This window comes from Streptomyces sp. NPDC059398, assembly GCF_042751845.1.
GTDB lineage: Bacteria > Actinomycetota > Actinomycetes > Streptomycetales > Streptomycetaceae > Streptomyces.
This window is the reverse complement of record NZ_JBHYWP010000137.1, coordinates 1-13,943: the sequence shown is the minus strand read 5'-3', so window position 1 is coordinate 13,943 and position 13,943 is coordinate 1. Positions and strand designations below refer to the sequence as shown.

At 68.1% G+C, this 13,943-nt stretch carries 12 protein-coding genes and 1 riboswitch; of the genes, 10 read left to right on the top strand and 2 right to left on the bottom strand.

What is annotated here, in order from left to right; translation table 11 throughout:
• A partial coding sequence (locus ACFXBC_RS32555; protein WP_385032815.1) for a cysteine desulfurase family protein occupies positions 1 to 1,172 on the bottom strand: 1,172 nt, incomplete at its 3' end.
• A 260-nt stretch (positions 1,173 to 1,432) separates the two neighbouring features.
• On the opposite strand from ACFXBC_RS32555, the gene coxB reads away from it, so the two are divergent.
• From coxB to ACFXBC_RS32535, 4 genes are all read left to right on the top strand, one after another.
• Complete coding sequence (gene coxB, locus ACFXBC_RS32550; RefSeq protein WP_385032812.1) at positions 1,433 to 2,398, top strand: cytochrome c oxidase subunit II; 966 nt, start codon at positions 1,433 to 1,435, stop codon at positions 2,396 to 2,398.
• Positions 2,395 to 4,131, top strand: coding sequence for a cytochrome c oxidase subunit I (ctaD, locus tag ACFXBC_RS32545; protein ID WP_385032809.1), 1,737 nt, complete (start codon positions 2,395 to 2,397; stop codon positions 4,129 to 4,131). The genes coxB and ctaD overlap by 4 nt, the downstream gene beginning before the upstream one ends.
• Positions 4,128 to 4,526 (top strand): cytochrome c oxidase subunit 4, encoded by a 399-nt coding sequence (locus tag ACFXBC_RS32540; RefSeq protein WP_266857821.1) that lies wholly within the window; start codon positions 4,128 to 4,130, stop codon positions 4,524 to 4,526. Before ctaD ends, ACFXBC_RS32540 begins: the two co-directional genes overlap by 4 nt.
• A gap of 119 nt (positions 4,527 to 4,645) precedes the next feature.
• A complete protein-coding gene (locus ACFXBC_RS32535; RefSeq protein ID WP_385032805.1) occupies positions 4,646 to 5,902 on the top strand; it encodes an Ig-like domain-containing protein in 1,257 nt (418 codons plus the stop codon).
• Between the two features lie 49 nt (positions 5,903 to 5,951).
• Here the strand turns inward: ACFXBC_RS32535 and ACFXBC_RS32530 are convergent, their stop codons facing one another.
• A complete protein-coding gene (locus tag ACFXBC_RS32530) occupies positions 5,952 to 6,368 on the bottom strand; it encodes a hypothetical protein (RefSeq protein ID WP_385032801.1) in 417 nt (138 codons plus the stop codon).
• A gap of 225 nt (positions 6,369 to 6,593) precedes the next feature.
• Here ACFXBC_RS32530 and ACFXBC_RS32525 point away from each other — a divergent pair, with 225 nt between their 5' ends.
• The 6 genes from ACFXBC_RS32525 to ACFXBC_RS32500 all read left to right on the top strand — a co-directional run bounded on the left by ACFXBC_RS32525 (position 6,594) and on the right by ACFXBC_RS32500 (position 13,879).
• Positions 6,594 to 7,214, top strand: a complete 621-nt coding sequence (locus ACFXBC_RS32525; protein ID WP_164264241.1) for a heme-copper oxidase subunit III — start codon at positions 6,594 to 6,596, stop codon at positions 7,212 to 7,214.
• Positions 7,215 to 7,279: 65 nt separating this feature from the next.
• On the top strand, positions 7,280 to 8,089 hold the full coding sequence (locus tag ACFXBC_RS32520; protein WP_385032797.1) for a c-type cytochrome: 810 nt from the start codon (positions 7,280 to 7,282) through the stop codon (positions 8,087 to 8,089).
• Positions 8,086 to 9,138 (top strand): Rieske 2Fe-2S domain-containing protein, encoded by a 1,053-nt coding sequence (locus ACFXBC_RS32515; RefSeq protein WP_385032794.1) that lies wholly within the window; start codon positions 8,086 to 8,088, stop codon positions 9,136 to 9,138. The genes ACFXBC_RS32520 and ACFXBC_RS32515 overlap by 4 nt, the downstream gene beginning before the upstream one ends.
• Positions 9,135 to 10,760 carry a cytochrome bc complex cytochrome b subunit gene (locus tag ACFXBC_RS32510; RefSeq protein ID WP_385032791.1) on the top strand — a complete coding sequence of 542 codons (1,626 nt, stop codon included), beginning with the start codon at positions 9,135 to 9,137 and terminating at the stop codon, positions 10,758 to 10,760. Before ACFXBC_RS32515 ends, ACFXBC_RS32510 begins: the two co-directional genes overlap by 4 nt.
• Before the next feature lie 303 nt (positions 10,761 to 11,063).
• A complete protein-coding gene (gene trpD, locus ACFXBC_RS32505) occupies positions 11,064 to 12,128 on the top strand; it encodes an anthranilate phosphoribosyltransferase (RefSeq protein ID WP_385032788.1) in 1,065 nt (354 codons plus the stop codon).
• Between the two features lie 109 nt (positions 12,129 to 12,237).
• A riboswitch (SAM riboswitch) is annotated at positions 12,238 to 12,355 on the top strand.
• A 147-nt stretch (positions 12,356 to 12,502) separates the two neighbouring features.
• Positions 12,503 to 13,879 carry an aminotransferase class V-fold PLP-dependent enzyme gene (locus tag ACFXBC_RS32500; protein ID WP_385032785.1) on the top strand — a complete coding sequence of 459 codons (1,377 nt, stop codon included), beginning with the start codon at positions 12,503 to 12,505 and terminating at the stop codon, positions 13,877 to 13,879.
• Positions 13,880 to 13,943 lie beyond the last annotated feature (64 nt).

Below are 13,943 nucleotides of genomic sequence, written 5' to 3'. Positions count from 1 at the left end.
ACCTCCGCCCCCGCCCGGCGAGCCCCGCCCGTCACCGGCCCGGCCCCGGCGCCCAGCCGCTCGCGTACCGCACGCACCACCCCCGGCAGCACGTCCAGAAACCGGTCGACCTCCGCCTCCGTCACCCCGAGCGGCAGCGAGACGCGCACATTCCCCTCCGAGAGCACCCCCATCGCCCGCAGCACATGACTGGGCGTCAGCGTGCTGCTGGTGCAGGACGAACCGGACGACACGGAGAAACCGGCCAAATCCAGCTCGTGCAGCAGAGTCTCCCCATCGACATAGAGACAGGAGAACGTCACGAGATGCGGCAGCCGCCGCCCCGGATCGCCCACCACCTCGACATCCGTCACCCGTTCGCCCACCGAGGCCCTGATCCGGTCCACCAGCGCGCGCAGCCGTACCGACTCGGCGGCGGCCCCGGCCCGCACCGCCCGCAGCGATGCCGCGGCGGCCACGATCGCCGGTACGTTCTGGAACCCGGCGGCGCGCCCGGACTCCCGCTCGTCCGCCGGTCCTTGGGGGACGAACCTCACACCCTTCCGTACGGCGAGCAGCCCCACCCCGGCCGGCCCGCCCCACTTGTGGGCGCTGGCGGCAAGCAGCGACCAGTCACCGGCGACCGGCCCCCAGCCCAGCGACTGGGCCGCGTCCACCAGGAGCGGTACCCCGGCGGCCCGGCACGCGCCGGCGACCTCGGCGACCGGCTGCTCGGTGCCGGTCTCGTGGTTGGCGGACTGCAGACAGGCCAGCGCGGTCCCCGGGGTCAGCGCCGCCGCGTACACCCCGGGATCCACGGCGCCGGTCCGCCCGACCGCCACCTCGGTCACCGAACCGCCCGCCGCCTCGTGGGCCGCCGCCGAATGGAGCACCGAAGAGTGTTCGACCGCCGACACCACCAGGTGACCGCCGACACGCCGACGGCCGGAAAGTGCTCCGGCAATTCCGGAGTGGACCGCCCGAGTGCCCGAAGAGGTGAATACGAGCTCGTCCGGGCGGCACCCGACCGCCTCCGCCGCCGCCTCCCGGGCCGCGTCGAGCAGCAGCCGCGCCCGCCGGCCCTCCCGGTACAGCCGGGCCGGATCGGCCCAGCCCTCGTCGAGGGAGGCTTGCAGGGCCTGACGTGCGACGGGGTGCAGGGGTGCGGAGGACGCGGTATCGAAGTAGGACACGGCGCCACGCTAGCCGCCGGTCGCCGGGGGCCCGGCCCGCCCGGTCGGGGGAGGGAGCGTCAGATCCCTGCCGGAAGCCGGGATTCCACCCCTTCGGGGTGTCCGACGGCGCGTTGGGCACCCTCCCCGCGCGGCCCCAAATGGCCTCCAGTAGGGTTTGGTCCGCATAAACATCCAAACCCCTGCCCGAGCAGGACCGGCGACCGGCCTCGATGCGGCCGCAACCGGCCGCGCGGGCGAGACTCTCGGGAAGGCGCTACGTGAGTCCCAACGGCTCCGACCGCTCGTCGCGGCGCCCGATGCGGCGGAAGCTGCCGCAGGTGCTGACTGCGGGCCTGATCCTTGTGACCGCCACCGGTTGCTCGTACAAGGATTTCCCCCGCCTTGGTATGCCCACCCCGGTAACGGAAGAGGCACCTCGGATCCTCTCCCTCTGGCAGGGCTCGTGGGCGGCAGCGCTCGCCACGGGCGTGCTGGTGTGGGGGCTGATCATCTGGAGTGTCATCTTCCACCGGCGTAGCCGGACCAAGGTGGAGGTACCTGCTCAGACCCGGTACAACATGCCGATCGAGGCGTTGTACACCGTGGTCCCTCTCATCATCGTCTCGGTGCTCTTCTACTTCACCGCACGCGATGAGTCGAAGCTCCTCAGCCTCTCGGCGAAGCCCGCCCACACGATCAACGTGGTCGGCTTCCAGTGGAGCTGGGGCTTCAACTACGTGGAGGACGTGGACGGCAACCCCTCCACGGGCAACGCGGCGAAGACCACAGAGCTGTCCGATATCCCGGACCGCTTCACCAAGCAGTTCCCCAAGGGAGCCGAAGGCGTCTACGACGTCGGCACGCCGGCCTCCCGGAACCCGCAGACCGGCAACCCGGGGCCGACCCTCTGGCTGCCCAAGGGCGAGAAGGTCCGCTTCGTTCTCACTTCGCGCGACGTCATCCACGACTTCTGGGTGGTGCCGTTCCTCATGAAGATGGACGTTGTCCCGGGCCACACCAACTCCTTCGAGGTGACCCCCAACCAGGAGGGCACCTTCCTGGGCAAGTGCGCTGAGCTGTGCGGCGTAGACCACTCCCGGATGCTCTTCAACGTGAAGGTCGTCTCCCCGGAGCGCTACAAGCAGCACCTCAAGGACCTGGCGGCCAAGCACCAGAACGGCTACATCCCCGCCGGGATCGCGCAGACTGGCCACGCCAAGAACGCGGAGACGAACAACCTGTGAGCATCCTCAACGAACCTCAGGGTGCCGCCGCAGCAGACGACTCCTACGAGAGCGAGCTGCCGGTACGGCGCAAAGAGCCGGGAAACATCGTCATCAAGTGGATGACCACCACTGACCACAAGACGATCGGCACGATGTATCTGGTCACATCGTTCGCCTTCTTCTGCATCGGCGGTGTGCTGGCGCTCGTCATGCGCGCCGAGCTGGCCCGTCCGGGTACGCAGATCGTGTCGAACGAGCAGTTCAACCAGGCGTTCACGATGCACGGCACGATCATGCTGCTGATGTTCGCGACGCCGCTCTTCGCCGGATTCGCGAACTGGATCATGCCGCTGCAGATCGGGGCGCCCGATGTGGCGTTCCCGCGGCTGAACATGTTCGCGTACTGGCTGTACCTCTTCGGCTCGCTCATCGCGGTCGGTGGCTTCATCACCCCGCAGGGCGCGGCCGACTTCGGCTGGTTCGCCTACTCCCCGCTGTCGGACGCCGTCCGGTCGCCGGGTGTCGGCGCCGACATGTGGATCATGGGTCTGGCCTTCTCGGGCTTCGGCACGATCCTCGGCTCGGTCAACTTCATCACCACGATCATCTGCATGCGCGCCCCCGGCATGACGATGTTCCGTATGCCGATCTTCGTGTGGAACGTCCTGCTGACCGGTGTACTGGTCCTGCTGGCCTTCCCGGTCCTCGCCGCCGCACTCTTCGCGCTGGAGGCGGACCGCAAGTTCGGCGCCCATGTATTCGATGCGTCAAATGGCGGCGCGCTCCTATGGCAACACCTCTTCTGGTTCTTCGGCCATCCAGAGGTGTACATCATCGCGCTGCCATTCTTCGGAATTATTTCCGAAGTGATTCCAGTGTTCTCCAGAAAGCCGATGTTCGGATACATCGGCCTGGTCGCGGCGACGATTTCCATCGCCGGTCTCTCCGTGACGGTGTGGGCGCACCACATGTACGTCACGGGCGGTGTGCTCCTGCCGTTCTTCTCCTTCATGACCTTCCTGATCGCGGTGCCGACCGGTGTGAAGTTCTTCAACTGGATCGGCACGATGTGGAAGGGGTCGCTGTCCTTCGAGACACCGATGCTCTGGGCCGTCGGCTTCCTGATCACCTTCACCTTCGGTGGTCTGACCGGCGTCATCCTGGCCTCGCCCCCGATGGACTTCCACGTCTCCGACTCGTACTTCGTCGTCGCGCACTTCCACTACGTCATCTTCGGCACCGTGGTCTTCGCGATGTTCTCCGGATTCCACTTCTGGTGGCCGAAGTTCACGGGCAAGATGCTGGACGAGCGGCTCGGCAAGATCACCTTCTGGACGCTGTTCGTGGGCTTCCACGGCACGTTCCTGGTGCAGCACTGGCTGGGTGTCGAGGGCATGCCGCGCCGTTACGCGGACTACCTCGCCGCCGACGGCTTCACCACGCTGAACACCATCTCGACCATCAGCTCCTTCCTGCTGGGCCTGTCGATCCTGCCGTTCTTCTACAACGTCTGGAAGACCGCCAAGTACGGCAAGAAGATCGAGGTCGACGACCCGTGGGGCTACGGCCGTTCGCTCGAATGGGCGACGTCGTGCCCGCCGCCGCGGCACAACTTCACGACCCTCCCGAGGATCCGTTCCGAATCCCCGGCGTTCGACCTGCACCACCCGGAGATCGCGGCGCTCGACCAGCTCGAGAACCACGGCTCCGGTGAGAAGGTCCTGTCCGGCGGCAAGGAGGCGGGCAAGTGAAGGTCCAAGGCAAGATGTTCATCTGGCTGGCCGTCTTCATCCTCGCCGTGGCGGTCGTCTACGGCGTGTGGTCGAAGGAGGCAGCCGGAACGACGGCCCTCTTCATGGCCTTCGGGCTGAGCATCATGATCGGCTTCTACCTGGCCTTCACGGCCAGGCGGATCGACGCCGGCGCGATGGACAACAAGGAGGCCGACGTCGCGGACGACGCCGGTGAGGTGGGCTTCTTCGCCCCGCACAGCTGGCAGCCGATCTCGCTGGCCGTCGGCGGCGCGCTCGCCTTCCTGGCCATCGCCATGGGCTGGTGGCTGCTGTACTTCTCGGCACCGCTCGTCGTGGTCGGCCTCTGGGGCTGGGTCTTCGAGTTCTACCGCGGAGAGAACCAGAACCAGTAGGGGCCACGCCCCCACAGCTGGACCGAACGGGGAGGCCCGGACGCCGATCAGGTGTCCGGGCCTCCTCATTTGCAGTCATCCGGCGTGCCGTTACCAGGTGATCTTCTTAACGTGTGCATATGAGCCATGCACCTCGAATCCGTACGGTCCTGAGCTGCACGCTGCTGGTCGTGTCCCTTGGGGCCGCGGCGACCGCGTGCGGCAGTTCCGGCAGCAACCCACTCTCCGCCTCGCCGTTCGACGCGGCCGGTTCGATCTCCTTCAACGGCCCCAAGAACAACGGCAAGGCCGACCCCGACAAGCCCCTCGAAGTCACCTCCAAGGATGACGACGGCCGCATCACCGATGTGACGGCCACCGACAGCACAGGACGCCAGCTGGCGGGCGAACTCTCCGCCGACGGCACCAGATGGCACAGCACCGCTCCGCTGGCCGCAGGGGCGCACTACACGGTCAGGGTCGCCACCGAGGACGACGACGGCGCCCCCGGCAACCGGTCGATGTCCTTCGACACCGCCCCCGCATCCCACCGGCTGAACGTCACCTTCGGCCCCAAGGCGGGCGAGTACGGAGTCGGCCAGCCCGTCACCGCCCAGCTCAGCGCGCCCGTCAAGGACAAGGCCGCCAGGGCCCAGGTCGAACGCGCCCTGAAGGTCGACTCGGTGCCCTCCGTCGAAGGCGCCTGGTACTGGGTGAACAGCAAGACGCTGCACTACCGCCCGAAGGAGTACTGGCCCGCGCACGCCGTCATCAACGTGCACAGCAACCTCAACGGCATAAAGGTGAGCGACAAGCTCTACGGCGGCGCGGCCAAGCCGCTCAAGCTGAAGACCGGGGACCGACTGGAGGCGATAACCGACGCCTCCGCCCACGAGATGACGGTCAAGCGCGACGGCCAGGTGATCAACACCATCCCGGTGACCACCGGCAAGCCGGGCTTCGAGACCCGCAACGGCGTCAAGGTCGTGCTGGGCAAGACGTACTTCGTCCGTATGACCAGCTCCAGCATCGGGATAGCCGCCGGCAGCTCCGACTCGTACGACCTGCCGGTCTACTACGCGACACAGGTCACACTCAGCGGTGAGTACGTGCACGCCGCACCCTGGTCCGAGGGGTCGCAGGGCTCCGCCAACACCAGCCACGGCTGCACCGGTATGAGCACCGGCAACGCCGAGTGGTTCTTCAACCACGTGCGCCAGGGCGACATAGTCAAGGTCGTCGGCAGCGACGGCAACATGATGACGCCGTTCGACAACGGCTACGGCGACTGGAACGTGTCCTGGGCCAAGTGGGCCAAGGGCAGCGCCCTGACGAACGGCAAGCAGAACACCGGGACACCCGCGCAGACGGCCCGGCTGAGGCCCGCCGCGCTCTGACCCGCCCGACGGCGCCGCCGTCTCCGCGGGGGAGGAGCCGGGTCCCCGGTCAGGACCCCGCGGAGACGGCGCCGGCCGAGAGCCGGTCGCGCACCAGGGCGGCCAGTGCGTCCGCGAACTCCACCGGCTCCACCGGCAGGGTCACCGCGGCGTCCGCACGGCTCCAGGTGGCCAGCCAGGCATCCTGCGGGCGGCCGATCAGCAGCAGCACGGGCGGGCAGTGGAAGACCTCGTCCTTGATCTGCCGGCACACACCCATGCCCCCGGCGGGGACCGACTCGCCGTCCAGTACGCAGACGTCGACCCCGCCCCTGTCCAGGGCGCCGAGGACCGCGTCGAGCGTCGCGCACTCCAGGTACTGCACCGGCGGCACGTCCGAGGCCGGCCTGCGGCCCGCCGCGAGCCGTACCTGCTCCCGGGTGTTCGCGTCGTCGCTGTAGACCAGGACCGTGGCGCTCGGCTGCATTGTTCCTCCGTGACGGCTGTGACGGCTGTGTCCTCGGGGCGGCGGGACCCCCGGAGGGCCCGCAGGGGCCCGTGGGGGCGGGACCCTGGCGCGGATGCTACTCCGTCCGACACCCCGTCAACACCGTTATGGCCTGCCTCGTGATGGGCCGTTCGGGCTGGACACGAGCCGCTGACACACCGAACGGCACCCCCCAGGGTGAGGGCGGGATAAGCGACCGACATAATGTCGGTCGTGGCGACAGCAACGACAGTAGAAACCGGGCACGCGCACCCGTCGGTCAATCGGCCGAACCTCACCAGCGTCGGAACCATCATCTGGTTGAGTTCCGAGCTGATGTTCTTCGCGGCCCTCTTCGCGATGTACTTCACCCTGCGATCGGTGACGGGTCCCGAGCACTGGAAGGATATGGCGTCCTCGCTGAACGTTCCTTTCTCGGCGACGAACACCACGATCCTTGTGCTCTCCTCTCTCACGTGCCAGCTCGGCGTCTTCGCCGCCGAGCGCGGCGACGTGAAGAAGTTGCGCTCGTGGTTCTCGATCACGTTCGTGATGGGTGCGATCTTCATCGGAGGCCAGATCTTCGAGTACACCAGCCTGGTGAAGGAGGACGGGCTTTCGCTCTCCTCCGACCCGTACGGCTCGGTGTTCTACCTGACCACCGGCTTCCACGGCTTGCATGTGACAGGCGGCCTGATCGCCTTCCTGTTCGTACTCGGCAGGACATACGCGGCCAAGAGATTCACGCACCAGCAGGCCACCGCAGCCATCGTCGTGTCCTATTACTGGCACTTCGTCGATGTCGTGTGGATCGGCCTCTTCGCGACGATCTACCTGATCAAGTAATCGGGCCCGACGCCCCACTCATCCAGCAAGCACCGACGCAGAAGATCCTGACACCGGGGTAATCCGTGAAAAAGCTCTCCGCACGACGACGCCACCCGTTGGCGGCGGTCGTCGTCCTACTCCTCGCGCTGGCGGCCACCGGGGGGCTGTACGCCGCGTTCGCTCCCGCGGGCAAGGCGCAGGCCGACGACACCTCCCAGTCCCTCGCCATCAGCGAGGGCAAGAAGCTGTTCTCCGTGGGCTGCGCAAGCTGCCACGGAATGGGCGGCCAGGGATCGTCCGACGGTCCCAGCCTGGTCGGCGTCGGCTCAGCCGCCGTGGACTTCCAGGTCGGCACCGGCCGGATGCCCGCCCAGCAGCCCGGCGCGCAGGTGCCGAAGAAGAAGGTCATCTACTCGCAGGGGCAGATCGACCAGCTCGCCGCGTACGTGGCGTCCCTCGGTGCCGGACCCATCGCGCCGACCTCGAAGCAGTACAGCGACAAGGGTGCCGACACCGCAGCCGGTGGCGACCTCTTCCGTACCAACTGCGCCCAGTGCCACAACTTCACCGGCGAGGGTGGTGCTCTGACGCACGGCAAGTTCGCCCCGAGCCTCGAAGGCGTGAGCCCCAAGCACATCTACGAGGCCATGCAGACCGGCCCGCAGTCGATGCCGAACTTCCCCGACACCACGATGCCGGAGAAGCAGAAGCAGAACATCATCGCGTACATCAAGACCGTCAACGGCGACAACTCCGCCAGCGAGGGCGGCCTCAAGCTGGGCGGCCTCGGTCCGGTCAGTGAGGGTCTGTTCGGCTGGATCTTCGGACTCGGTGCGCTGATCGCAGTTGCCATCTGGGTCGCGGCCCACACCGCTAAGGCCAAGAAGTCATGAGTAGCCAAGAGAATTCCGAAGAGAACCTGCCGAGCGAGCAGGAGACCGCCCACGGTGCGGTGAAGACCGCGGACGACCCGTTCGCGGACCCGGGACTGCCGGCCCACAAGCCGCGTATCCAGGACATCGACGAGCGGGCCGCCAAGCGTTCCGAGCGCGTGGTCGCCTTCCTGTTCACGCTGTCGATGCTGGCGACGATCGGGTTCATCGCGTCCTATGTGATCTTCCCCGTCGACAAGATCATTTTCGTCTTCCCGTTCGGGCACGTGAGCGCGCTCAACTTCGCCCTGGGGCTGACCCTGGGCGTGGCGCTCTTCACGATCGGCGCCGGCGCGGTCCACTGGGCCCGCACGCTGATGTCGGACGTCGAGATGCCGGCCGACCGCCACCCGATCGAGGCCCCGGCCGAGGTCAAGGCGCAGGTCCTGGCCGACTTCGCGGCAGGTGCCGCCGAGTCCGGCTTCGGCCGCCGCAAGCTGATCCGCACCACGCTGTTCGGCGCCATGGCCATGGTGCCGCTCGCCGGTGTGATGCTCCTGCGCGACCTGGGTCCGCTGCCGGAGAAGAAGCTCCGCAAGACGCTGTGGGCGCGCGGCAAGGTGCTCATCAACATGAACACCAACCAGCCGCTGCGTCCCGAGGACGTGGCCGTCGGTTCGCTGACGTTCGCGATGCCGCAGGGCCTCTCGGAGTCCGACGAGGACTTCCAGACGCAGATCGCCAAGGCCGCCCTGATGATCGTCCGTATCCAGCCGGACAACATCAAGGACAAGAAGGAACGCGAGTGGGCCCACGACGGCATCGTCGCGTTCTCCAAGATCTGCACCCACGTCGGCTGCCCGATCAGCCTGTACGAGCAGCAGACGCACCACGTGCTCTGCCCGTGCCACCAGTCCACCTTCGACCTGTCCGACGGCGCCCGCGTCATCTTCGGCCCGGCCGGCCACCCGCTTCCGCAGCTGCGGATCGGTGTGAACGGCGAGGGTAACCTCGAAGCGCTCGGCGACTTCGCAGAGCCCGTCGGTCCTGCCTTCTGGGAGCGCGGATGAGCACCGTGACGGATACACAGCGCAAGGCGCCCGCCGGCGAGCGGGTGGCCGACTGGGCGGATGGCCGGCTCGGCATCTACGGCCTGGCCAAGACCAACATGCGCAAGATCTTCCCGGACCACTGGTCCTTCATGCTCGGGGAGATCTGCCTCTACAGCTTCATCATCATCATCCTCACGGGTGTCTATCTGACGCTGTTCTTCCACCCGAGCATGAACGAGGTCGTCTACGACGGCCCGTACGTGCCGCTCCAGGGCATCCACATGTCCGAGGCGTACGCCTCGACGGTGAACATCAGCCTGGAGGTCCGCGGCGGTCTGCTCATCCGGCAGATCCACCACTGGGCGGCCCTGGTCTTCCTGGCCGGCATGCTGGTGCACATGATGCGCGTGTTCTTCACGGGCGCCTTCCGCAAGCCGCGCGAGATCAACTGGCTCTTCGGCTTCCTGCTGCTGGTGCTCGGGATGTTCACCGGCTTCACCGGCTACTCCCTCCCGGACGACCTGCTCTCCGGTACGGGTGTGCGGTTCATGGAGGGCGTCATGCTCTCCATCCCGATCGTCGGCTCGTACCTGTCGATGTTCCTGTACGGCGGTGAGTTCCCCGGCGGCGACTTCGTCTCCCGGTTCTACTCGGTCCACGTCCTGCTGCTGCCGGGCATCATGCTCGGTCTGCTGGTCGGCCACCTGATCCTGGTCTTCTATCACAAGCACACGCAGTTCGCGGGTCCCGGCAAGACCAACAAGAACGTCGTCGGCATGCCGCTGCTGCCGGTCTACATGGCCAAGGCCGGAGGCTTCTTCTTCCTGGTCTTCGGTGTCATCGCGGCCATGGCGGCGATCGCCTCGATCAACCCGATCTGGGAGATCGGCCCGTACCGCCCGGACCAGGTGTCGACCGGCGCCCAGCCCGACTGGTACATGGGATTCTCCGAAGGTCTCGTCCGCATCATGCCGGGCTGGGAGATCAACGCCTGGGGTCACACCCTCGTCCTGGGTGTGTTCATCCCGATCGTGGTCTTCCCGCTGGTCCTGGTCGGTATCGGCGTCTACCCGTTCATCGAGTCCTGGATCACCGGGGACAAGCGCGAGCACCACATCCTGGACCGCCCGCGCAACGCCCCGACGCGTACGGGTCTCGGCGTCGCCTGGATCACGCTCTACCTGATCCTGCTCGTCGGCGGCGGCAACGACCTCTGGGCCACGCACTTCGATCTGTCGATCAACGCGATCACCTGGTTCGTCCGGATCGGGATGTTCGTCGGACCGGTCATCGCGTTCATCGTCACCAAGCGCTGGTGCCTCGGCCTGCAGCGCCGTGACCGCGAGAAGGTGCTGCACGGGCGCGAGTCCGGTGTCATCAAGCGCCTGCCGCACGGTGAGTTCATCGAGGTCCACGAGCCGCTCGCCCCCGCGCAGCTGCACACCCTGACCGCGCACGAGCAGTACCAGCCGCTCGAAATCGGCCCCGAGGTCGACGAGAACGGTGTCGCGCGCAAGGTCTCCCGTCTGACCCGTGTCCGCGCCAAGCTCAGCAAGGGCTACTACGGCGAGCACAGCCAGATCGAGAAGCCCACCGCCGACGAGTACAAGGAGATCACCAGCGGCCACGGTCACCACTGATCACCTGACCGACTGAGAAGTCGCCACAGCGGGAGCCCCGTCCATTCGATGGACGGGGCTCTTCGCGCTCCCCGGAGCTGGATAAGCTGGGGCCTGTCGTCAAAGTGCCGCCTGCCGCGCGACGCCTGGCACGCACGCTCGCGGCGTTGCCGGAATGCCCTAGTAGCTCCGCTACGAGAACATTCCGGCGCCTTGCGATCGCACGCACCAGACGCCGCGCGGCCGCCCTTCGGGCAACGACGGCACTCTGACGACAGGCCCCAGGCCTTACCCCTGTTCGACGGTGGACCCCAGGAGTGGACCATGAGCGTTGTGACCCCGGTCGGCGGCGACAGCGTGGCGGCACCCTCCTGGCCGGGTGTCCTCGACTCCCTGCTCCGCGGCGTCGACCAGAGCGCGGACGCCACCGCCTGGGCGATGGACCGCATCATGAGCGGCGAGGCGACGGACGCGCAGATCGCCGGGTTCGCGGTCGCGCTGCGCGCCAAGGGCGAGACGGTCGCGGAGATCAGCGGTCTGGTCCGGGCGATGTACGCGCACGCCAGGCTCATCGACGTGCCGGGTCCCAGTGTGGACATCGTCGGCACCGGCGGTGACGGCGCCAACACCGTGAACATCTCGACCATGTCCTCCATCGTCGTGGCGGGCACCGGCGCCAAGGTCGTCAAGCACGGCAACCGGGCGGCCTCGTCCCAGAGCGGGGCATCCGACGTCCTGGAGAAGCTGGGCGTCAATCTCCAGCTGACCCCGGAGCGGGTGGTCGAGGTCGCGGCTGAGGCGGGCATCACCTACTGCTTCGCGGTGAAGTTCCACCCCGCACTGCGCTATGTGGCCGCGGCCCGCAAGGAGTTGGGCATCCGCACCACCTTCAACTTCCTCGGGCCGCTCACCAACCCGGCGAAGGTCAGGGCGCAGGCGACCGGTGTCTCCGACGCCCGGATGGCGCCCATCGTCGCGGGCGTGCTGGCCGAGCGCGGTTCGTCGGCGCTGGTCTTCCGCGGGGACGACGGTCTCGACGAGCTGACCACCACCGCCACGTCCAGGGTCTGGACCGTGGCGGACGGCGCGGTGCGCGAGGAGGCGTTCGACCCGCGCGAGGTGGGCATCGGTCTGGTCCCGGTGGAGGCGCTGCGCGGCGGCGACTCGTCGTACAACGCGGATGTGGCGCGCAGGCTGCTGGCCGGTGAGGCCGGTCCGGTACGGGACGCCGTCCTGCTCAACTCGGCGGCGGCGCTGGTCGCGCTGGACCCGGGGCCCGGATCGCTCAACGAGCGGATCGCCGATGGCATCGCGCGGGCCGCCGAGTCCGTCGACTCGGGAGCGGCGGCCCGCGCCCTTGAGCGCTGGGTCGTCGCCAGCAACGCCTGACCCCGTACGGGCAACCGGGGCGCGGTCGCACAGCATCCGGCCGGCCGGCGGTCTCATGCTGTGGACTGCGCCTTGGCGCGTCCGGCGACGTATGGCAGGATTCTCTCCAGGTCATGAGTGACAGCGACTACGGCCCCAGCCCGCTGTCCGGCAACCCTCCGTCCGTGGCGGGGTGCCCTGGGTGAAGACCAGGCCGTGGGCAGCGAAGTCCTCGGCAAGCGCGGATCCCTCGACAGGGATCCTGGTCGTCGAGGGAGTTCTTCCGTGGTTCAGCGAATGCGATAGGGCAGTAGGCCCCTTCTCCGCACCCTTTCTCCGCACTGTTGCGTGTGGCACGCACAGTGCATTCGCCTGCCCTTTTCCGGGAGTTCGTCATGTCTGTCCCCAGCGCTGCCGTCAACCCTTCGGTTTGTCAGGATTCCTCCGAGAACCTCCCGGTGCTCGGCAGGGACGTCCTGGTCCCGCTCGTCACCGGCGGTGAGGTCAGCTACGCGGCGCTGGACTACGCGGCGAGCGCCCCGGCCCTCCAGCGTGTCTGGGACGACGTGGCGGCGTACGCCCCGTACTACGGCAGCGTGCACCGCGGCGCCGGGTATCTCTCGCAGCTCTCCACGGACCTCTTCGAGAACAGCCGGACGACCGTCGCCGAGTTCCTCGGCTGCCGCGAGGACGACCAGGTCGTCTTCACCCGTTCGACCACCGACTCGCTGAATCTGCTCGCCGCGGTGATCCCCGAGGGCTGCGAGGTCTTCGTCTTCGAGACCGAGCACCACGCCTCGCTGCTGCCCTGGCGCGACGCCGAGGTGACCTACCTCAACGCCCCGCGCACCCCGCAGCAGGCCGTCGAGACCCTGGACCGCGCGCTGGCCGCCCGTACGGCACCGCAGGCGCCCGCCCTGGTCTGCGTCACGGGCGCGTCCAACGTCACCGGTGAGCTGTGGCCGGTAAGGGAGCTGGCCGCCGCCGCCCACGCCCACGGCGCCCGTATCGTGCTGGACGCGGCGCAGCTCGCACCGCACCACCCCGTGGACATCGCGGAGCTCGACGTCGACTGGGTCGCCTTCTCCGGCCACAAGCTGTACGCCCCGTTCGGCTCCGGGGTCCTCGCCGGCCGCTCCGACTGGCTGCTCGCGGCCGAGCCGTACCTCGCGGGCGGCGGCGCCTCCCGCAGTGTGGCCCGGCGCGCCGACGGCGGTGTCGATGTCGAGTGGCACACCACGGCCGCCCGCCACGAGGCCGGATCGCCCAATGTCATCGGCGTCCACTCCATCGCCTCCGCCTGCCGGGCGCTCACCGAAGCGGGCTTCCCGTCGCTGGTGGAGCGCGAGCAGACGCTGGTCGCCAAGGTCCTCGAAGGGCTCGGCGAAGTGGAGGCGGTCAAGGTGCTCTCGCTCTTCGGCGACGACGCCCCGCGGGTCGGTGTCATCTCGTTCGTGGTGGAGGGCTGGAACAGCTCGCACTTCGCCGCCGCGCTCTCCGCCGAGTACGGCATCGGGGTCCGTGACGGTCTCTTCTGCGCCCACCCGCTCGTACGGACCCTGCTCGGCAGCGACCCGCAGGACCAGGGGGAGTGCGGGGCCCCGGAGGGCGAGCCGGGGGAGCGCTCGCTCAACGCGGTACGGGTGAGCTTCGGCGCCGGTACGCCCGACGAGCACGTGGAGCGCTTCGTGAACGCGGTGAAGGAACTGGTGCGCGATGGTGCCCGCTGGAACTACCGCACCGAGGACGGCCGCTGCGTGCCGGCCGTCTGAGCACGCCGGAGCGGACACGTACGACGGCCGCCCGGTGCTGCGGGACCCGAGGGCCCCGCAGCAC